Annotated in this window: 13 protein-coding genes; 4 read left to right on the top strand and 9 right to left on the bottom strand. The window is 70.3% G+C overall.

Translation table 11 applies throughout. From position 1 onward, the window contains the following. Positions 1-28: 28 nt before the first annotated feature. Positions 29-664: a glutathione S-transferase family protein gene (locus tag AB6807_RS18810; RefSeq protein ID WP_371085733.1), complete on the top strand. Its 636-nt coding sequence runs from the start codon at positions 29-31 to the stop codon at positions 662-664. 215 nt (positions 665-879) lie between these two features. Beyond that, positions 880-1,632, top strand: a complete 753-nt coding sequence (locus tag AB6807_RS18805; protein ID WP_371085732.1) for an SDR family NAD(P)-dependent oxidoreductase — start codon at positions 880-882, stop codon at positions 1,630-1,632. Positions 1,633-1,697: 65 nt separating this feature from the next. Here AB6807_RS18805 and AB6807_RS18800 read toward each other — a convergent pair whose 3' ends face one another. From AB6807_RS18800 to AB6807_RS18760, 9 genes are all read right to left on the bottom strand, one after another. Further along, complete coding sequence (locus AB6807_RS18800) at positions 1,698-2,654, bottom strand: alpha-E domain-containing protein (RefSeq protein WP_116909836.1); 957 nt, start codon at positions 2,652-2,654, stop codon at positions 1,698-1,700. A gap of 14 nt (positions 2,655-2,668) precedes the next feature. Beyond that, positions 2,669-4,165 (bottom strand): circularly permuted type 2 ATP-grasp protein, encoded by a 1,497-nt coding sequence (locus AB6807_RS18795; RefSeq protein WP_371085731.1) that lies wholly within the window; start codon positions 4,163-4,165, stop codon positions 2,669-2,671. A 101-nt stretch (positions 4,166-4,266) separates the two neighbouring features. Next, positions 4,267-4,950 carry an oxepin-CoA hydrolase, alternative type gene (locus tag AB6807_RS18790; RefSeq protein ID WP_371085730.1) on the bottom strand — a complete coding sequence of 228 codons (684 nt, stop codon included), beginning with the start codon at positions 4,948-4,950 and terminating at the stop codon, positions 4,267-4,269. A 358-nt stretch (positions 4,951-5,308) separates the two neighbouring features. After that, positions 5,309-7,414 carry an acetate--CoA ligase family protein gene (locus tag AB6807_RS18785; RefSeq protein WP_371085729.1) on the bottom strand — a complete coding sequence of 702 codons (2,106 nt, stop codon included), beginning with the start codon at positions 7,412-7,414 and terminating at the stop codon, positions 5,309-5,311. Positions 7,415-7,485: 71 nt separating this feature from the next. Next, entirely contained in the window at positions 7,486-8,511 is a 1,026-nt protein-coding gene (locus AB6807_RS18780) for a tripartite tricarboxylate transporter substrate binding protein (protein WP_371085728.1), read from the bottom strand. Positions 8,512-8,570: 59 nt separating this feature from the next. Next, the gene (locus AB6807_RS18775; protein ID WP_371085727.1) at positions 8,571-8,960 is read right to left on the bottom strand and encodes a Zn-ribbon domain-containing OB-fold protein; all 390 of its coding nucleotides are present in this window, start codon (positions 8,958-8,960) and stop codon (positions 8,571-8,573) included. Beyond that, the gene (locus AB6807_RS18770; protein ID WP_371085726.1) at positions 8,957-10,129 is read right to left on the bottom strand and encodes a thiolase family protein; all 1,173 of its coding nucleotides are present in this window, start codon (positions 10,127-10,129) and stop codon (positions 8,957-8,959) included. The genes AB6807_RS18775 and AB6807_RS18770 overlap by 4 nt, the downstream gene beginning before the upstream one ends. A gap of 2 nt (positions 10,130-10,131) precedes the next feature. Beyond that, the gene (locus AB6807_RS18765; RefSeq protein ID WP_371085725.1) at positions 10,132-10,998 is read right to left on the bottom strand and encodes an IclR family transcriptional regulator; all 867 of its coding nucleotides are present in this window, start codon (positions 10,996-10,998) and stop codon (positions 10,132-10,134) included. Positions 10,999-11,167: 169 nt separating this feature from the next. Next, positions 11,168-13,582 carry a DNA internalization-related competence protein ComEC/Rec2 gene (locus AB6807_RS18760; RefSeq protein ID WP_371085724.1) on the bottom strand — a complete coding sequence of 805 codons (2,415 nt, stop codon included), beginning with the start codon at positions 13,580-13,582 and terminating at the stop codon, positions 11,168-11,170. 140 nt (positions 13,583-13,722) lie between these two features. Between AB6807_RS18760 and AB6807_RS18755 the strand changes: the two genes are divergently transcribed. Beyond that, on the top strand, positions 13,723-17,283 hold the full coding sequence (locus tag AB6807_RS18755) for a DUF2126 domain-containing protein (protein WP_371085723.1): 3,561 nt from the start codon (positions 13,723-13,725) through the stop codon (positions 17,281-17,283). A gap of 62 nt (positions 17,284-17,345) precedes the next feature. After that, a complete protein-coding gene (locus tag AB6807_RS18750; protein WP_371085721.1) occupies positions 17,346-20,168 on the top strand; it encodes a circularly permuted type 2 ATP-grasp protein in 2,823 nt (940 codons plus the stop codon). The last annotated feature ends 34 nt before the right edge of the window (positions 20,169-20,202 follow it).

The following is a 20,202-nucleotide window of genomic DNA, read 5'->3' as shown; positions in this document are numbered from 1 at the left end:
TGGCCGCCCGATTCAACGGCTTTGACCCATGTACCAACTCTACGCATTTGCAACTCCCAACAGTGTGAAAGTGGCGATCGCTCTCGAAGAGCTCGGCGCCGGCTACGAACTCCTCCCAATCAACGTTCGCAAGGGCGAACAGAAAGCAGCGTCGTTTCTCGCGCTGAATCCGAACGGCAAAGTGCCGGTGCTGGTCGACACCGACCTGCCGAGCCGCGAGCCCCTCGCCGAGTCCGCGGCGATCCTCGTGTACCTCGCGGAGAAGCACGGCCAGCTTCTGCCCGGCGATGGCATCGGGCGGGCTCGCGTGTTCGAGCAGCTTTTTCTTCATGCGTCCGGCCTTGCGCCGGCGTTCGGCCAGGCGGGCTTCTTCCTGAAGAACGCGAGCGAGAAATTGCCGTTGGCCATCGACCGTTTTCACGGCGAGGCGCAGCGGATCGTGACGCTGCTGGACCGCCTGCTCGCCGAGCGCCGGTATGTGGCGGGCGACCTCTACTCGATTGCCGACATCGCCCACTTCGGCTGGTTCCGGCGGCGCGCGTTCGCCGACATCGATTTCAGCGCGGCGCCGCACGTCGGCCGCTGGTACGACGAGGTGCAGCAGCGCGACGCTGTGCAGCGCGCCACCCGGCGCCTCGAGGCACTGGTTCCGCCCGCCGTTTGACAGGCCTTGCCGTCATGCGAATCGACGTGGAGGCGCGTCTGTCTTGTCAGGTATTCGCGTCGGGAATGGCCGGTATGTCCGCCACCTGTCTGGTGCGAAACGGCTCCCGTCCCGACCATTGGATCTGGTCGTCGCAAACCGTCATCGAGCGCCCGAAGCAAGGGGACACGGTTGCAACGCCCGCGTGAATCCATCAACAACCATCGGAGTAAATCTTGAACAATCTCAAAGGCAAAGTCGCCATCGTCACCGGCGCATCGAAGGGCATCGGCGCTGGAATCGCCCGCGCGCTGGCGTCGTCGGGCGCCGCCGTCGCCGTCAACTACGCCACCGACAAGGCCGGGGCGGAGGGCGTCGTGGAAGCGATCCGCAGCGCAGGCGGCACGGCCATCGCGGTGCAGGGCGACGTCGCGAAGGCGCAGGACGTCCAGCGCCTGTTCGCCGAAACCGTGAAGACGCTGGGCACGCCGAACGTCCTGGTCAACAACGCCGGCGTCTTCCAGTTCGAGCCCATCGACGCCGTGACCGAGGAGACCTTTCACTGGCAGTTCAATACCAACGTCCTCGGACCGGTGCTGCTGACGCAGGAGGCCCTGAAGGCGTTCCCGGCGAGCGGGGGCAGCATTGTCAACATCGGCACGGTGATCAGCAACAACCCCTTCGCGAACGCATCGATCTACGCGGCGACGAAGGCGGCGATGGACGCGATCTCGATCTCGCTGTCCAAGGAGCTCGGCGCCCGCAACATCCGCGTCAACACCGTGGCGCCGGGCCATACCGAGACCGAAGGCACGCGCCGCATCGGCTTCGTGGGCAGCGATGCCGCCAAGCAGATGGTGTCGCAGACCCCGCTGGGCGGCCGCTTCGGGAGCCCGGACGACATCGCCCCGACGGTGGTGTTTCTCGCCTCCGACGACGCGGCCTGGCTGACCGGCGAGCGCATCTGCGCCTCTGGCGGCTGGCGCTGAGGCAAGGCCAGGTCAGACCGGCGCGAGGGTTGAGGGTTGCCCTCGGTCGCCGGCTTCGGTTCAGCTCAGTGCGCCGGAACCAGAAAGTCCTGGCTGATTCGCCCGCCCAGCTCGTTCACGCGATCGAGAAACTGCGTGAGGTACGCATGCAGCCCCGTCGCCAAAATCTCGTCGACCCGCGCGTACTGCAGGTCGGCCAGCAGCTTGCCGGCGCGGCGCTGCGTTTCGGCGCTCTGCTCGTTCTGCACCTTGGCCAGGTTGTTGACCACTTCGACCAGGCTGGCGTGCAGCGAGCGGGGCATGTCGGCGCGAAGAATCAGCAGCTCGGCCACGCGCTCGGGCTTGATCACGTCGCGGTAGACCTTGCGGTACACCTCGAAAGCCGAGACGCTGCGCAGGATGGCGCTCCAGTGATAGAAGTCGTACTCCTGGTCTTCCTCGGTGGCGGCACCGAAGAACTCGCTGTTCAGCGCGTGGAACTTCACGTCGACCAGGCGCGCCGTGTTGTCGGCGCGTTCAAGGAAGGTGCCCAGGCGCGAGAAGTAGAAGGCCTCGTCCTGCAGCATGGTGCCCAGCGTGACGCCGCGCGACAGGTGCGAGCGGAACTTGACCCACTCGAAGAACTGGCCCGGGTCGCGCTCGAAGTCGCCCGCGCGCAGCATGCGGTTCACTTCGAGCCAGGTGGTGTTCTGCGTTTCCCAGGCCTCGGTGGTGAGCGCGCCGCGCACGGCGCGTGCGTTTTCGCGCGCGGCCTTCAGGCACGACACGATGGACGAAGCATTGCTCTCGTCCTTCACCATGAACTCCATCACCTCGTTGGGCGTGATCTGGTCGTACTTCTTGTTGTACCAGGGCAGCAGCTCGCTGATGGACAGCACGCCCTGCCAGCCGTACTTGGCGACTTCGGCGGACTGCGGCAGGAGCGAGGTCTGGTAGTTGACGTCCAGCATGCGCGCCGTATTCTCGGCGCGCTCGGTGTAGCGGGACATCCAGTAGAGATGGTCGGCGGTGCGTGACAGCATCGGGTGTGCTCCTACTACGATTGGCTTTGCGACTGCGCGGGCGCGGCCTTGGGCTTGGGCGCGCGGTCGGCTTCGAGAATCCAGGTGTCCTTGGTGCCGCCGCCCTGCGACGAGTTGACCACCAGCGAACCCTCCTTCAGCGCCACGCGCGTGAGGCCGCCGGGCACCATCTGCACCTCGCTGCCCGAGAGCACGAAGGGCCGCAGGTCGATGTGGCGCGGCGCGATGCCGGCGTCCACGAAGGTCGGTGAGCTCGACAGGCTCAGCGTGGGCTGGGCGATGTAGCCGTCGGGCTTGGCGATCACGGCCTTCTTGAAGTCCTCGATCTCGGCCTGCGTGGCGGCCGGGCCGATGAGCATGCCGTAGCCGCCGGCGCCGTGCACCTCCTTCACGACCAGGTCCTTCATGTTGTCCAGCGTGTACTGCAGCTCGTCCTTGTTGCGGCACATGTAGGTGGGCACGTTCTTCAGGATCGGCTTCTCGCCGAGGTAGAACTCGATCATCTTGGGCACGTACGGGTAGATCGACTTGTCGTCGGCCACGCCGGTGCCCACGGCATTGCAGATCACCACGTTGCCCGCGCGGTAGGCGCGCATCAGGCCGGCCGTGCCCAGCGTGGAGGTGGGGCGGAACACGTCGGGGTCGAGGAAGTCGTCGTCCACGCGGCGGTAGATGACGTCCACCCGCTTCGGTCCGCGCGTGGTGCGCATGTAGACGAAGTCGTCCTTCACGAACAGGTCCTGCCCCTCGACCAGCTCGATGCCCATCTGCTGCGCCAGGAAGGCGTGCTCGAAGTAGGCGCTGTTGTACATGCCGGGCGTGAGCACCACCACCGTGGGCTCGGCCGTGGCCGGCGGGGCGCTGGCGCGCAGGGTTTCCAGCAGCAGGTCGGGGTAGTGGGCGACGGGCGCGATGCGGTTCTGGTTGAACAGCTCGGGGAACAGCCGCATCATCATCTTGCGGTTCTCGAGCATGTAGCTCACGCCGCTGGGCACGCGCAGGTTGTCTTCGAGCACGTAGTACTCGCCGTTGCCGTCGGCGTCGGGCGCCCGCACGATGTCGATGCCCGAGATGTTCGAGTAGACGTTGTGCGGCACGGTGACGCCCATCATCTCGGGGCGGAACTGCGCGTTGTTCAGGATCTGCTCGGGCGGGATGATGCCGGCCTTGATGATCTCCTGGTCGTGGTACACGTCATGCAGGAAGCGGTTGAGCGCGGTCACGCGCTGCACTAGCCCCTTTTCCATGCTGTCCCACTCGTGGGCGGGAATGATCCGGGGCAGCAGGTCGAACGGAATGAGCCGCTCGGTGCCGGAGCCGTCCTCGTCCTTCGCGCCGTACACGGCGAAGGTGATACCGACCCGGCGGAAGATCATTTCCGCCTCTTCACGCCGCGAACGCATCACCTCCGCGGGTTGCTTCGCAAGCCATTGGTCGTAGCGCTTGTAGTGCTGTCGGATCGCAGCCCCCGAATAGGGCAACTGCTCATACATCTCGTCGAATTTGTGCATGGAACGACCAATCTCCTTGAGCCATAGCTTAGCAAGTTCAAGGCCAGTGAAAGCCCTGATATGCGGCGCAAGGAACGGTCGAGGGTCTTTCTCCCCGCGAATTACGAGGCGGTGCCGTCGCCGGCCTGCGCCGCCTTTCTCGGGGCGAGAAATTTCTTGATCCGCTCGCCGGCCTCGTCGCCGTAGAGGCTGGTCAGGAAGGATTCACGTTCGGCGTCCAGCTGCTCGCGCCGGGCGCGTCCGCGCGCGCCGTGCACCAGCGCCTTGATGTGCGCCTGCGCCTCGAACGGCCCGCGCGCCAGCTGCTGCGCCCAGGCGAGCGCCGCCGCGTACGAGGTGCCGCTGGGCACCACCTTGTTGACCACGCCCCAGCCGTGCAGGCGCTCGGCGCTCACCGGCGTGCCGTCGAGCAGCATTTCCAGCGCGGCCTGCGGCGGCAGCGCGCGCGCCAGCGAATCGGTGCCGCCGGCGTCAGGCGACAGGCCCATGTTGACGTACGACATGGCAAAGCGCGCGTCCTCGGCGGCCACGATCAGGTCGCAGGCCAGGCACAGCGAAAAGCCGCCGCCCATGGCCGCGCCCTCGACGGCGGCGATCACCGGCTGGGGCGCCTCCTGCAGCGCCATGATCCATTCGTGCAGCGCGTCGATGTGGCCGCGCTGCTCGGCCTCGGGAAACTTGCGCTGGCGCGCCAGCCGCTTCAGGTCGCCGCCGCCGGAAAAGTGCGCGCCCTCGCCGGTCAGCACGATGGCGCGCACGGTGCGAAAGCCCGCGGTCGCGCGCACGGCCTGCGCGGCGGCGCGGTAGATGCCGGGGTTGAGCGCGTTGCGCGCGCGGGTTGCTCAGCGTGAGCACCAGCACGGCGCCCTCGCGGTGCGTGCGCAGGCGCGCGCCAGCGGGCTCGCCGGGCTCACCGATCGTGCCGGGGCCGGAACCGAAGCCGTCGAGCGCGGGAAAGGTGTCGGCCTTCATGGGAAGACCCCGGCAAACGACGGAACAAGAAGCTGGCGAACGGGCGAGGAGGAGTGGCGCATGAAGTTTCCTTTCGGAAATGAATACGAAACTACTCAACGCGGAAGATTCAACCCGGGAGGGCCCGGGCCGCACTTTCGCCGCCGGATTTGCCAACTACTTCACGAAATCTCAGCTTCCGGCCCGCTCCACCAGCGCATCGACCACCATCGCGCCCTCCCCCGCGGCCCCGACCATGACCGGGTTCACGTCGATGGACGCGATGCTGCCCGCCCCCGCCACGATGAGCCGGCCCACCGCCACCACCACCGCCGCGAGCGCCTCCACGTCCAGCGGCGGCTCGCCGCGCACGCCGCCCAGCAGCGGCGCGATGCGCAGGGTGTCCAGCGCCTTCTTCACCTCGGCGGTGTCGAAGGGAGGCAGCAGCACGGCCACGTCCGGCAGGGCCTCGACGTAGGTGCCGCCGTCGCCTACCACCACCACCGGGCCGAACACCGGGTCCAGCCGGGCGCCGACCATGAATTCATGCCGCCCCTTGTGCATGGCCGCGACCAGCACGCCCTCTTGCGCGGCGCCCAGCGCGGCCAGCTTCGCCCACTGGGCGTCGAACAATGCCGCCGCGGCGTCCGCGCTGCCGATGCGCAGCGCCACCAAGCCGTGTTCCGACTTGTGCGGCACGTCGGCCGAGCAGGCCTTCACCACGGCCGGCGCACCCACCGCGCCCCAGGCGTCGCGCGCCTCGGCCGCCGAGCGGCACAGCCGATGCGCCACCACGGGCACGCCGTGCGCGGCCAGCAGCGCCAGGCTCTGGGCCTCGTTCAGGAAACGGCCCGTGCCCTGGGGCAATGCCGACGCCGACCCCGGCGCGGGCGCCAGCGCTTCCGGCCAGGGCGCGTGCGACTCGCGCATCAGCGCCGTGTGCGACGCCAGCTGCGCCAGCACGCCCAGCGCCTCGGTCTCGTTGCCGAAGGTGGGAATGCCGCGCGCCTTGAAGGGCGCCGCCACCGAGGCCTGCCAGGCCGCCACCACCACCGGCTTGCCGGTCGCGGCCTCGAACCTGGCGGTGTCGTTTGCGAAGGCCTCCACGTCGTAGCCCGCCCCCGCCACCGGAATGTTGATGAAGAACAGGTCGGCCGCCGGGTCCGCGGCCACCGCGGGCAGCACGTCGCCGAACAGGCCGCTGTTGGACAGCAGCGCGGCGGTGATGTCGATCGGGTTGGTCGCCGTCGCGAAGCCCGGCAGCCGCGAGGCCACGTTCTCCCGCGTGGAGGCCGACAGCTCGGCCAGCGGCAGGCCGAATTCTTCCGATGCGTCCGCCCCCATCACGCAGCTCGCGCCCGAGTTGCTGATGACCACCAGCCGCCGCCCCTCGGGCCGCCAGCCCTTCAGGTACGCCTCGGCCGCGAGCGCCTGCGCATGCGGGTCGCGCACCCGCCAGATGCCGTGGTGGCGAAAGAAGGCGTCGACCGCCCGGTCTTCGTTGGCCAGCGAGCCGGTGTGCGACGACGCCGCCTTCTGCCCGCTGGCGGAGCGCCCGGCCTTCACCGCGACGATAGGCAGGTCGCGCTCGCGCGCATGGGCGGCGGTGCGCGCCAGCAGCTCGGGATCGGCGATGGTTTCCAGGTACAGCAGCAGCAGCTTCACGTCGGGGTCGTGCGCCACGGCCCAGGCCATGTCGGAGACCGTCACGTCGGCTTCGTTGCCGGTGGCGTGCACGTGGCGCACGCCCAGGCCGCGCCCGCGCAGCAGGCCGTAGGCCATGGCGCTCATGCCGCCGCTCTGGCTCACCACGCCGATGGGGCCGTCGGCCGGCGGTACCTCCACGAACATGGTCGAGAAGCCCGCGATGGCGCCGTTGCCGAAGTTGGCCAGCCCCTGCGTGTTGGGGCCGTACAGGCGCATGCCGGCGGCGCGCGCGCGCCGGGCCATGGCCCGCTGCACCTCGCGGCCTTCTTCGCCGGCCTCGCCGAAGCCCGAGGCGATGACCACCGCCGACTTCACCCCGCGCGCCGCGCATTCGTCCACCGCGGTTACCGCCTTCTCGCCGCCCACGATCACCAGCGCCAGGTCGGGAGCCTCGGGCAGGGCGGCGAGCGACGCGTAGCTCTTGAGCCCCTGCACCTCCTCGCGCTGCGGATTGATGGGGTAGATGCGCCCGGCAAAGCCGAACTTCTGCATGTAGTGGATCGGCCGCCCGCCGATCTTGTGGATGTTCTCGGAGGCGCCGATGACGGCGACGGACTTGGGGTTCAGTGCGGATTCGAGCAGGTCGGACATGGACGCTTTCAGTTTCTGGATGGCCTGGGTGTTCGTGAGTCTTCGGGTATCGGCTGCGGCTGGGCGATGGCTCAGTCCACCGTCGCACCCGACACCTTCACCACCTGCGCCCACTTCTCGACCTCGGTGTTCATGAAGCCGCCGAAGGCCTCGGGCGTGTTCCAGGTCGCGGCGAAGCCCTGCGCGGCGAACTTGTCCTTCACCTCGGGCAGCGTCAGCGCCTTCTTCAGCTCGGCGTTGAGCCGCGCCACCACCTCGGGCGGCGTGCCAGCCGGCGCGAGCAGGCCGTTCCATGCGATGGCCTCGTAGCCCTGCAGGCCCGGCACGCCGGACTCGGCCACCGTCGGCACATCAGGCGCGGCGGGCGAGCGCTGCGCGCTGGTGACGGCCAGCGCCTTGAGCTTGCCGCCCTTCACGTGCGGCATGGCCGAGAGCATGGTGTCGAACATCAGCTGCGCCTGCCCGCCCATGACGTCGGTGAGCGCCGGCGCGCTGCCCTTGTAGGGGATGTGCGTCATCTTCACGCCGGCCATCGAGGCGAACAGCTCGGCCGCCAGGTGGGTCGATTGCCCGTTGCCCGACGACGCGAAATTCAGCTGCCCCGGTTTGGTCCTGGCCAGCGCGACGAGTTCGGCCACGTTCTTCGCGGGCAGCGCGGGGTTGGCCACGATCACCAGCGGGCCGCTGGTGAGCAGCGACACCGGCGCCAAGTCCTTGGTGAGCCGGTAGCCCAGGTTCTTGAACAGCGACGGGTTGATCGCGTGCGCGGTGGTCGCGATCAGAAGCGTGTAGCCGTCGGGCGCGCTGCGCGCCACCAGCTCGGCGCCGGTGTTCCCGCCGGCCCCGGGGCGGTTGTCGACGATGAACTGCTGCCCGGTCTGCTCCGACAGCTTCTGCGCCACCACGCGCGCCACGATGTCGGTGGGGCCACCCGGCGGGTAGGGCACCACCAGCTTGACGGGCTTGGTCGGGTAGGCCTCGGCGTGCGCCGGGGCTGCGGCCGCGAGACACAGGGCGACACCGAAGGCGCCCAGCGCGGCCAAAGTACGGGTGGCACGGGGCAGCTGCCGCCGGACGAAGGATCGGAACGAATGCATGCGCTTGTCTCCTGCTTGTGGTTGTGAGGTCGGTGAGCGTCGTGGGGAACCGGCGCCGCTCAATCGGGCGGCGGGGACGCGGGCGCGGGCGCGGGCGAGAAACGCACCAGCACATGTCCCGCGTGCGCGAAGAAGCCGGCGGCCACGCGATCGCCGATGCGCACGCCGGGCGCGGCATGGGCCATCAGCCGCGGGCCTTCGTCGAGCGTGACCAGCACCAGCGTGTACGGCGCCAGCGCGCGGAATTCGTCGGAGGGCGCGCGCGAAACGACGGTGACCGCGTGCACCGTCGCCCGGCCGCCGGCGGTCTTCCAATCGAGCCGCGTGCTGCCGCACGCCGCGCAGGCGTAGCGCGCCAGGGTCTGCGCATGGCCGCAGGCCGCGCAACACTGGTAGCGCAGCTCGTGCCGCGCCAGGCCTTCGACGAAGGGGGCCGCGAGCGCGTTCATGCCGCGCCTCCGCGCGACAGCACCAGGCTGACATGCGACGACATCACGCCGCCGTCCGCATGCACGAAGGCGTGGCGCGGGCGGCGCAGCTGCCGGCTGCCGGCCTGCCCCGTCATCTGGCGGAACACCTCCACCGTGTGCGCCATGCCGCCGGCCACGCCGCAATGGCCGAAGGACAGCAGGCCGCCGTGGGTGTTCAGCGGCAGCGGGCCGTCGGCGCGAAAGTCGCCGTTGCGCACGCGCTGCGCGGCGCCGCCGCGGGGCGCGAAGCCGATTTCCTCGAGCAGCATGGCCAGCGTGATGGTGAAGGAGTCGTAGATGCCCAGGCAGTCGATGTCGTCCACGCGCAGGCCGGCCTCGCCGAACGCGCGCTGCGCCGCCTCGGCCGCGCCGCACTGCATCACGTCGGCCATCGCGCTCAGGTGCTGGTGGCGGTGCGCCTGGCCGGCGCCGGCCATCGTCACGCATGCATCGCCGCGCGGCGTCGCCGACACCACCAGCGCCATCGCGCCGTCGGAGATGGGGCAGCAGTCGAGCAGCTTCAGCGGCGCGGCGATGGGCTTGGAGGCCAGCACGTCGTCGACGGAGATGGGCGCCTTCAGGTGCGCATCGGGGTGGCCTGCCGCGTGCGCGCGCATCAGCACCGCGAGCTCGGCCAGGTCGGCTTCGCGCGTGCCGGTTTCGTGCAGGTAGCGCGAGGCCAGCAGGCCGTAGTAGGCCGGCACCGAGGCGCCGTTGGGCACTTCGAAATCGGCGTCGCCCACCTGCGCCAGCGTCTGGATGGCGCTGTCGCGCGACTGGCCGCTGAGCCGGTTCTCGCCGGCCACCACCAGCACATTGCGGCAGCGCCCGGCGCGCACCAGGTCGCGCGCCAGCATCAGCATGGCCGAGCCCGTGGCGCCGCCCAGCTGCAGGCTGTGCGCGTAGGCGGGCCGCAGCGAGAAGCGCTCGCAGAACAGGGTGGACAGCATCAGGTGCGGCAGCGTGGTCGCGTAGCCGCAGAGCAGGCCGTCGATGTCGCCGCGGGCGAGGCCGGCCGAGCCGAGCGCCTGCTGCGCGGCCTCGGCCATCAGGTCGAGCGCGCCGCGGCCTTCGTGGCGGCCGAAGGCGGTGTTGCCGGCGCCGACAAGATGAGCGGTGGGAGCCGTGGGTGTGGTGGGGAAGCTCATGCTCAATGCACCCTGCCGCGCCGAGCCCCGGCCCCTGCTCCCACGGCGCGCGAAGCCACGGCGCTCTGGTGCGCCGCGCCGCTCCACAGCACCTCGCAGGTGGCGCACTCGCGCTTCAGCGCCTTGGCCAGCTCGGCCTCGCGCGTGGTGATGCGGTCGTTCAGCGCCGCGATGCTCAGCGCCCCGACCGGCCGGCCGTCGGCACCAAGGATGGGTGCGGCGATGCCGCCCATGCGCTCCACCACCACGTCGAGCAGCACCGCGTAGCCGCGCTCGCGGGCTTCGAGCGCGCGGGCCTCCAGCAGCTCGGGCGTGATGCGCGGGTAGCGCTGCAGCTGCGGCCCGATGACGGCCAGCGCGGCCTGCCGTTCGGCGTCGGGCATCCAGGCCAGCAGCGCCAGGCTGCCGGCGCCCACGCCCAGCGGGCGGCGGCTGCCCACCGACAGGTAGTTGGCGCGAATGGGGAAGCGCCCTTCTTCCACGTCGACGCACAGCGACTCGATGCCGCTCGGTATCGACAGGACCACGCTGTCTTCGAAGGTGCCCGTCAGGCGCAGCAGGCTGGGGCGCACCAGCGGGCGCGGGTCGAAGCGCGCCAGCGCCGCCGCGCCGAGCACCAGCAGCTCGGCGCCCAGGCTGTAGTGCTTGGTCTGCGGGTTGCGCACCACGAAGCCGTCGCGCATCAGCACCTCGACCACGCGCAGCACCGTGGTCTTGTCCAGCCCGGTGGCCAGCGAGATGTCGGTCAGGCGCGTGACGCCGGGGTCGGACAGCGCCCGCAGGATGCGGCAGGCCCGCTCGACCGACGAGGTCGGCTCGGCGGCGCTGTGGGTGAGCACGGATGCAACGGAACGAGGTCGGGCGGCCATCGGTGTGTCTCTTCGTTGTTTCAATCTTCGGAACCGTGATTGCTGCGCTATTGGAGAACTGGCGCAGGCACGGGTCAAGAAAACACGAAGAAGTTGCCGAGGACGGAACTTTTTGAGGGAAAACCCGGGCGCGTTCGGGTGGCCGCGGGCGGGTGGTTGCCCCGCAGGTTCAGGGCCCGCGGTGCTGCCAGTAGCGCGCGTTTTTCTCGCGCTCGCACACGACATCGCGGGGAGCGGCGCTGGTCCAGTGCGCCGCGCCGCAACGCGCGTTCTCCACCAGCCGCACGCCCCGGCTCGCGTAGCGCCCCGCCACGTCCGGCGCCGGGTGGCCGAAGCGGTTGCGGTAGCCGGCCTGGACCAGCGCGATGCGCGGCTGCACGGCGTCGAGAAAGGCGTCGCCCGACGAGGTCTTGCTGCCGTGGTGCGGCACCAGCAGCACGTCGGCGCGCAACGCCTCAGGCATGCGCGCCACCAGCGCGGCCTCCTGCAGGCGTTCGATGTCGCCGGCCAGCAGCACCGTCGCGCGGCCGTTGCCGATGCGCAGCACGCACGACACGGCGTTGGGCCGGGTGAAGCTGCGGTAGTCCATGTCGAAGGGATGCAGCACCTCGAAAGCCACGCCGTCCCAGGTCCAGCGCTGGCCCGCTTCGCAACGCCGCGCCGGGCGCAGCGCCTGCAGCGGGTGCGTGGCCTCGATGGAGCTCAGCAACGCGGCCTGCGGCTGCATGGCGAGCACGGCAGGCGCGCCGCCGGTGTGGTCGCTGTCGCGGTGGCTCAGCACCAATGTGTCCAGGCGCTCGCCGTGGGCGCGCAGCAGCGGCACCAGCACGCGGTGGCCGGCGTCGCTCTCCAGGCTGTAGCGCGGGCCGGTGTCGTACAGCAGGCTGTGCGTGGCGGTGCGCACCAGCACCGCGTTGCCTTGCCCGATGTCGGCGGCCAGCAACGCGAACTCACCCACTGCAGGCCGCGGCGCCTGCCACAGCAGCACGGGCAGCAGCAGCGGCACGCCCAGCGCGCGCAGCGTCCACGGCAGGCGCATGGCCAGCAGCGCGCCGCCGGCGACGCCGACAACGGCCATCCACAGCGGCGGCGCAGGCATCGACAACGTGGCCCACGGCAGGCCGGCCAGCCACTGCAGCAGCAGCGCCAGCAGCCGCACGGCGTGCGCCGCCAGGTCCCACAGCGGCGCCACGACCACGCCGAGCATGGCCAGCGGCGTGACGACCAGCGTGACCCACGGAATGGCCACCGCGTTGGCCAGCAACCCGACCAGCGACACCTGCTGGAACAGCAGCAGCACCAGCGGCGTGATCGCCAGCGTGATGACCCATTGCTCGCGAAAGAACTGCAGCAGCCGCGCGGCGCCGCCCTTGCGCGGGTCGCCGGGGCTGGTAGCGTCTGTCGCGAACAGCACGCCGACCGCCACGAAGCTCAGCCAGAAGCCCGCCTGCGTCAACGCCCACGGGTCGGCCGCCACCACCACGGCCGCCGTGAGCAGCCACACGTGCGGCCAGGGCCAGCGCCGACCCGCGAGGCGCAGCAGCGCCACCGTCGCGAGCATCCACACCGTGCGCTGCGACGGCACGCCCCAGCCGCTGAAAAGCGCGTACAGCGCGGCCAGCAGCACGCCGCCGAGCAAGGCCGCCTGCTGTGCCGGCACGCGCAGCATCAGGCGCGTGCTGCGCCGCCAGAGCCAGCCGACGATGTGCGCGGCGAACCAGGCAAACATCGTGATGTGCAGGCCCGATATCGCGACGAGGTGGGCCACCCCCGTGGCGCGGAACACCTCCCAGCCCGCGCGGTCGATCGCGCTCTGGTCGCCGGTGACCAGCGCGGCGATCACGCCCGCCTGGGCGCGGTCCGCCACGCGCGCGAACACGGCGTCGCGCACCGCTTCGCGGGCGCGCTCGACGGGGTGGCGCCATGTCGTTTGCAGCAGGGCGGGCGCTTCATCGCGCGAGCCGGTGCGCACGTAGCCGCTGGCGTGCAGGCCCTGCTCCCACATCCACAGTTCGCTGTCGAAGCCGTGCGGGTTGCGATGGCCGTGCGGCGCCTTCAGCCGCACCGTGAGGCGCCAGCGCTCGCCGGCATGCGGCACGGCCTGGAGGTCTTCGGCGTACCAGCCGAGGGCGATGCGATCGGGCACGAGCGGGGGTGCGATGTCGGCAGGGCCTGGGCCTGGGCCTGGGCTGGGGCCGGGCCAGTGCGCGGATTCGACGTCGAGGCGAAACCGTGTTCCACCGTCGCTGCGCTGGGGCATCTCGGCGACCACGCCGGTGACCTGCAGGTCCAGGCCTTCGAGCGCCGGACGCAACGCGCCTTGCGCATAGGCCACGGCGCGCCAGCCTGCATGGCCGCCGCCGGCCAGCGCGCCGCACGCGAAGGCGATGGCAACGAGCCAGCGAACCGGCATGCGCCACCTTGCGAGACCGAGCGCCGCGGCACCCGCCACCAGCAGCAACACCGCGTAGAACCACCACGGCCACAGCACCGGTTGCCGCAGCTGCAAGGCCGCGCCCAGCAGCGAGCCGCCCAGTGCCGCGAAGGCGCCCGTGGCACCGCGCGCCGAGTGAAACGGCGTCAATCCAAGCCCCCCATCCCCATGATGCAAACCCTCCCCAAGTCACGCTCAGTGGCGCGTTAATTGCTTGGCATCTGGGCTAGTATGCGTCTCACCAGAGACATCTTTTCGATGCAATCTGTCAGTACTGCACACAAAAACGCATGTCCATTCACGCCGCTCTCCACCACGTCACCCACTACAAATACGACCGCCTGGTGCAGTTGGGCCCCCAGGTCGTGCGCTTGCGTCCCGCGCCGCACTGCCGCAGCAACGTCATCTCCTACTCGCTGCGGGTCGAGCCCGCCGAGCACTTCGTCAACTGGATGCAGGACCCGTTCGCCAACTACCAGGCGCGGCTCGTGTTCCCCGAGAAGACACGCGAATTCAAGGTCACGGTCGACCTCGTGGTCGAGATGGCGGTCTACAACCCCTTCGACTTCTTCCTCGAGCCCCAGGCCGAGAACTTTCCGTTCAAGTACACGGCGTCGCAGGCCGAAGAACTCGCGCCCTACCTCGTGGCCGACCCGGTCACGCCGCTGCTGGAGGCCTACCTCGACAAGGTCGACCGCAAGGAGCAGCGCACCATCGACTTCCTGGTCGGCCTGAACCAGCAGGTGCAGCAGGACGTCAACTACCTCATCCGCATGGAACCCGGCGTGCAGACGCCGGAAGAAACGCTCACCAACGGCAGCGGCTCCTGCCGCGACTCGGGCTGGCTGCTGGTGCAGCTGCTGCGCCACATGGGCCTGGCCGCGCGCTTCGTCTCGGGCTACCTCATCCAGCTCACGCCCGACGTGAAGTCGCTGGACGGCCCGAGCGGCACCACGGTCGACTTCACCGACCTGCACGCCTGGTGCGAGGTGTTCCTGCCGGGCGCCGGCTGGATCGGGCTGGACGCCACCTCGGGCCTGATGGCTGGCGAAGGCCACATTCCGCTGGCCTGCACGCCCACGCCGTCGAGCGCCGCGCCCATCGAGGGCGGCGTGGACGAGTCGGAGGTCGAGTTCGGCCATGAAATGAAGGTGACGCGCATCTACGAATCGCCGCGCGTCACCAAGCCCTACACCGAAGAGCAATGGGCCGAAGTGCTGGCGCTGGGCGACGCGGTCGACGCGCGCCTGAAGGCCGGCGACGTGCGCCTCACCATGGGCGGCGAGCCCACCTACGTGGCCACCAGCGACCGCGACGCGCCCGAGTGGAACACCGACGCCCTGGGCCCCACCAAGCGCGGCTACGCCACCGAGCTCGTGCAGAAGCTGCGCGCCGAATACGGCAACGGCGGCTTCCTGCATTTCGGCCAGGGCAAGTGGTACCCGGGCGAGCAGCTGCCGCGCTGGGCGCTGTCGATCTTCTGGCGCGCCGACGGCCAGACGCTGTGGCACGACCCCGAGCTGTTCGCCGACGAGCGCTTTCCCACGCACTACACCAGCGAAGACGCGCGCCGCTTCACCACCGTGCTGTCGCACAAGCTCGGGCTGACCGAGCGCTACATCCAGCCCGGCTACGAAGACACCTACTACTACCTCTGGCGCGAACGCCGCCTGCCGGTGAACGTCGACCCCTTCGACTCGAAGCTCGACGACGAACTCGAACGCGTGCGCCTGCGCCGCGTGTTCACGCAAAAGCTCGACGCGGTGATCGGCTACATGCTGCCCATCGAGCCCGGCAACGCGAACGGCGACGCCCCCGCGCTCGCCGGCCCGGCCTGGAAGACCGGCCCCTGGTTCCTGCGCGACGACCGGCTCTACCTGATTCCGGGCGACTCGCCCATGGGCTACCGCCTGCCGCTCGATTCGCAGCCCTGGGCCAGCAAGGGCGACTACCCGTACCTGATCGAACGCGACCCGACCGCGCCGCGCGGCACGCTGCCGAGCGCGGCGGACTACCGCGCGCGGTATGCCGTGGATGTGGCAGGCGTGGATGTGGCAGGCGTGGCCAGCGCGAACGGCACCCGCGCCGACCTGGGCGACGTGCCCTACGCCTTCGGCACGCCGCCGGTGGTGGCGGCTTCGCTGCGCATGCAGGCACCGGGCGCGGCAAGCAAAGGCGAAGGTGACGGCGATGCCGCCGCGGCATCCGACGACACCGCAGCCACGAACGCAACGACCGCCACGCGCCAGCCGCTGCGTGGCGAGTCGGCCCACTGGGTCACCCGCACCGCGCTGTGCGTGGAGGTGCGCGACCCGCGCCGCGCCAACGGCCCCTCGGCCGAGAAGAAGGGCAGCGCCTCGGGCGTGCTCTACGTCTTCATGCCGCCGCTGGCGCGCCTGGAGGACTACCTCGACCTGGTCGCGGCCGTGGAAGCCACCGCGCGCGACCTGGGCGTGCGCATCGTGATGGAAGGCTACCCGCCGCCGCGGGACCCGCGCCTGAAGATGCTGGCCGTCACGCCCGACCCGGGCGTGATCGAGGTCAACATCCACCCGGCCCACAACTGGAAGGAACTGGTCGCGCACACCGAGTTCCTCTACAACGCCGCGTTCGAGACCCGCCTGTCGGCCGAGAAGTTCATGACCGACGGGCGCCACACCGGCACCGGCGGCGGCAACCACTTCGTGATGGGCGGCGCCACGCCCGCGGACAGCCCGTTCCTGCGCCGGCCCGAGCTGCTGGCCAGCCTGCTGCTGTACTGGCACAACCACCCCTCGCTGAGCTACCTGTTCTCGGGCATGTTCATCGGCCCGACCAGCCAGGCCCCGCGCGTGGACGAAGCGCGCAACGACCAGGTCTACGAGCTTGAAATCGCGCTGAAGGAAATCGCGAAGAACCGCGAGATCTACGGCCAGAACATGCCGGCATGGCTGGTGGACCGCACACTGCGCAACATCCTGATCGACGTGTCGGGCAACACGCACCGCAGCGAGTTCTGCATCGACAAGCTGTATTCGCCCGACTCCAGCACCGGCCGGCTCGGCCTGCTCGAGCTGCGCGCCTTCGAGATGCCGCCGCATGCGCGCATGAGCATCGCGCAGCAGCTGCTCATTCGCGCGCTGGTGGCCCGCTTCTGGGACGAGCCCTACAAGGCGCCCGTGACGCGCTGGGGCACCGAGCTGCACGACCGCTTCCTGCTGCCGACCTTCGTGAAGATGGACTTCGACGACGTCATCAGCGAAATGCGCCAGGCCGGCTTCGCCTTCGACGCCGACTGGTTCGCGCCGCACTTCGAGTTCCGCTTCCCTCTGGTGGGCCAGATGCAGGCCATGGGCGTGGAGCTGTCGCTGCGCAACGCGCTGGAGCCCTGGCACGTGATGGGCGAGGAAGGCTCGGCCGGCGGCACGGTGCGCTATGTCGATTCGTCGCTCGAGCGCATCGAGGTGCGCGTGACCGGCCTGAACGAAAGCCGCCACGTCATCACCGTCAACGGCAAGGTGCTGCCGCTGCAGCCGACCGGCGTCACCGGCGAGTTCGTGGCCGGCGTGCGCTACAAGGCCTGGAACCCGCCTTCGGCGCTGCACCCGAGCATTCCGGCGCACGCACCGCTGACCTTCGACCTGGTCGACACCTGGATGAAGCGTTCGCTGGGTGGCTGCCAGTACTTCGTGGCGCACCCGGGCGGCCGCAACTACGACACCTTCCCGGTGAACGCCTACGAGGCCGAGAGCCGCCGCCATTCGCGCTTCACGCGCACCGGCCACACGCCGGGGCTGATGCGCACGCCCCCCGCCACCATCGAGCTCCCAGGCAGCCGCGAATTCCCGTTCACGCTGGATCTGCGGCGATAAGGGGACATTCAGCACACTGCCCGCACGGACACCCGTGACGGCGGTGTGACAATCCCCCTCCTGTGGAACCCCTGAACGAATCCCTGTTCGACGCCCAGGCACTGGACTTTCCAGCGGCCCTGGCGTCGGCGCTCGCCCCGGCCGCGCTGCCTGGCCATTTCGACGAACTGCGCGGCCAGGCCACGGCGGCCGTGCCTGTGCGAACGGCTGCCGGCACCGCGGCGCCCGCGCCCGCCGCGCCCTTGCTGTACGACGCCACGGCGGAGCGACCGGCCATGCCGGCCCCGCCGCTGGCCCCGGCGCCCTCGCAGTCTCAAAGCCAGTCTTCTTCGGCGCAGTCCGGGCCATCGACACAGTCGCAGTCCCAATCCTCGTCACAGTCGTCTTCTCAATCGCAATCCCAGCAGCAGGGCCCGTCCGGCGAACACCCGCCGCTCACGCCCGCCTGGAACGCCTTCTTCGAGCAGCTCGGCCCGGGCGGCTTCAACGACCTGCCGCGGCGCGCCGTGAGCCTGGAGCGCCAGATTCGCGACAACGGCGTCACGTACAACGTGTACGCCGACGCCAACGGCCCGCAGCGGCCCTGGTCGCTCGACCTGTTTCCGCTGATCGTCTCGCCCGAGAGCTGGAGCCAGATCGAGGCCGGCGTGCTGCAGCGCGTGCGCGTGCTCGACCGCGTGATGGCCGACGTGTACGGCCCGCAGCAGCTGCTGGCCGAAGGCCTCATTCCACCGGCGCTGGTGCGCGGCCACCCCGGCTACCTGCGCGCGCTGCACGGCGTGAAGCCGCCGGGCGACACCTGGCTGCACATTGCCGCCTTCGACCTGGCGCGCGGCCCCGACGGCAACTGGTGGGTGGTGTCGCAGCGCACGCAGGCGCCCTCGGGCCTGGGCTACCTGCTGGAGAACCGCCTGGCCATCACGCGGCAGTTTCCGCAGGCCTTCGAGGCGCTGCACGTTCAGCGCCTGGCCGCCACCTACAGCGCCATGATGGAAGGGCTGCAGCGCATGTGCCCGGCCGGCGTGCCGCCGCACATCGCGCTGCTCACGCCCGGCCCGTACAACGAGACCTACTTCGAGCACGCATACCTCGCGCGCTACCTGGGCATCACGCTGGTCGAGGGCAACGACCTCACCGTGCGCGACCAGCGGCTGTACCTGAAGACCCTGCAGGGCCTGCGCCCGGTGCACGGCCTGATCAAGCGGCTGGACGACCAGTACCTCGACCCGCTGGAGCTGCGCCCCGACTCCACGCTCGGCGTGCCCGGCCTGCTGCAAGCCATTCGCGCGGGCAACGTGCTGGTGGCCAACATGCCGGGCTCGGCCTTTCTCGAATCGCCCGCGCTGCTGGGCTTCTTGCCCGGGCTGGCGCGCCGGCTGATCGGCGAGAAGCTCAAGCTGCCCGCGCTGCCCACCTGGTGGTGCGGCGAGCGCGCCGCGCTCGAATCGGTGCTGCCGCAGCTCGGCGACTGCGCCATCAAGCCCACCTACCCCGGCTTCGAGGGCCGCGCCAGCTTCGACGCCGTGCTCGGCAGCCAGCTGGGCCGGCGCGAGCTCGACGAGTGGGCCGGCCGCATCGTGCGCGAAGGCGACGTGCACACCGTGCAGGGCTACCTGCCGCTGTCGCAGATGCCCACCTGGGCCAACGACATGGGCCCGGGCCACATCGCGCCGCGCGCCGTGCTGTTGCGCGTGTTCGCGGTGAGCGACGGCGCGCAGTCGTGGCGGGTTCTGCCCGGCGGCTTGGCCCGGCTCGCGGGGCCCGATGCGCAAATCGCTTCCATGCAGCGCGGCGGCAGCAGCGCCGACGTGTGGGTGCAGACGCACGGCGAAGTCGACCGCACCACGCTGCTGCAGCCGCACGCCACGCCGGCCTCGCTCGCGCGGCACCGCGCGCCCGTGACCAGCCGCGCGGCGGAAAACATGTTCTGGCTCGGCCGCTACACCGAGCGCGCCGAGAACGCGGTGCGCCTGGCGCGCCTCACGCTCAACCTGCTGGGCGGCGAAGACCAGTCGTCCCGCCCGCTGCTCGAATGGCTGCACCGCATGGCGCTGCGCAACGCGCTGGTGCCGGCCGAGGCGCCCAGCGCGCCACAGTCGCGCCGCGTGTTCGAACGCGCCCTGGTGGCCGAGCTCGGCGACGTGGAGCGCGGCGGCAGCGTGGGCTACAGCCTGCGCTGCATACGGCAGGCCGCGGCCGCGGTGCGCGAGCGCCTGTCGCAGGACAACTGGAACCAGATCGTGCGCGCCGAAACCGAGTTCCTGCGGCGCGCCGCGGAGCAGGCCGGTGAAGGCAGCTTCGCGACCAGCGCGGCCTTGCGCGCGCTGGAGTCCGCCAGCACCGCGCTGGCCGCCATGACCGGTGCGCAAACCGACCGCATGACACGCGACGACGCCTGGCGGCTGCTGTCCATCGGGCGCCACATCGAGCGGCTCGGCTTCCTGTCGAACGCGCTGGAGGCCGGCTTCGAGAACGGCGCCGTGCACGAGGTGAGCGGCTTCGAGGCGATGGTGGCGCTGTTCGACAGCACCATCACCTTCCATGCGCGCTACCAGCAGCGCCGCGACGTCGCCACCATGGTCGACCTGCTGGTGCTCGACGCCGAAAACCCGCGCTCGCTCGCCTGGGTCACGCAAACGCTGCGCGGGCGCATCGCGCGGCTGGCCGGCAGCGCGCCGGGCAAGCTCACCGCGCTGTCCTACGAGCTGCCCGACCCGGCCGGCTGGACGCTGGAGCACCTGTGCGCCGCCGGGCCCGATGCCAACTACCCGGCGCTGCTCGAGCTGCTGGCCCACTGCGAGGCCGCGGCCTACCATGTGTCCGACGCCATCGGCACACGCTACTTCACGCTGACTTCCGAATCGCTGCGCTCCGTCGGCGCCTGATTCGCAGCCAACGACAGTTCCAAGGAGGCATATC

It is taken from the genome of Variovorax sp. RCC_210, from assembly GCF_041355175.1.
Classification (GTDB): Bacteria; Pseudomonadota; Gammaproteobacteria; order Burkholderiales; family Burkholderiaceae_C; genus Variovorax.
This window is presented reverse-complemented; position numbering and strand designations above follow the sequence as displayed.

Coding starts and splice junctions, on each gene's coding strand:
- AB6807_RS18810 (WP_371085733.1), top strand. CDS start 29: ATGTACCAACTCTACGCATTTGCAACTCCCAACAGTGTGAAAGTGGCG.
- AB6807_RS18800 (WP_116909836.1), bottom strand. CDS start 2,654: ATGCTGTCACGCACCGCCGACCATCTCTACTGGATGTCCCGCTACACC.
- AB6807_RS18795 (WP_371085731.1), bottom strand. CDS start 4,165: ATGCACAAATTCGACGAGATGTATGAGCAGTTGCCCTATTCGGGGGCT.
- AB6807_RS18785 (WP_371085729.1), bottom strand. CDS start 7,414: ATGTCCGACCTGCTCGAATCCGCACTGAACCCCAAGTCCGTCGCCGTC.
- AB6807_RS18780 (WP_371085728.1), bottom strand. CDS start 8,511: ATGCATTCGTTCCGATCCTTCGTCCGGCGGCAGCTGCCCCGTGCCACC.
- AB6807_RS18775 (WP_371085727.1), bottom strand. CDS start 8,960: ATGAACGCGCTCGCGGCCCCCTTCGTCGAAGGCCTGGCGCGGCACGAG.
- AB6807_RS18770 (WP_371085726.1), bottom strand. CDS start 10,129: ATGAGCTTCCCCACCACACCCACGGCTCCCACCGCTCATCTTGTCGGC.
- AB6807_RS18765 (WP_371085725.1), bottom strand. CDS start 10,998: ATGGCCGCCCGACCTCGTTCCGTTGCATCCGTGCTCACCCACAGCGCC.
- AB6807_RS18755 (WP_371085723.1), top strand. CDS start 13,723: ATGTCCATTCACGCCGCTCTCCACCACGTCACCCACTACAAATACGAC.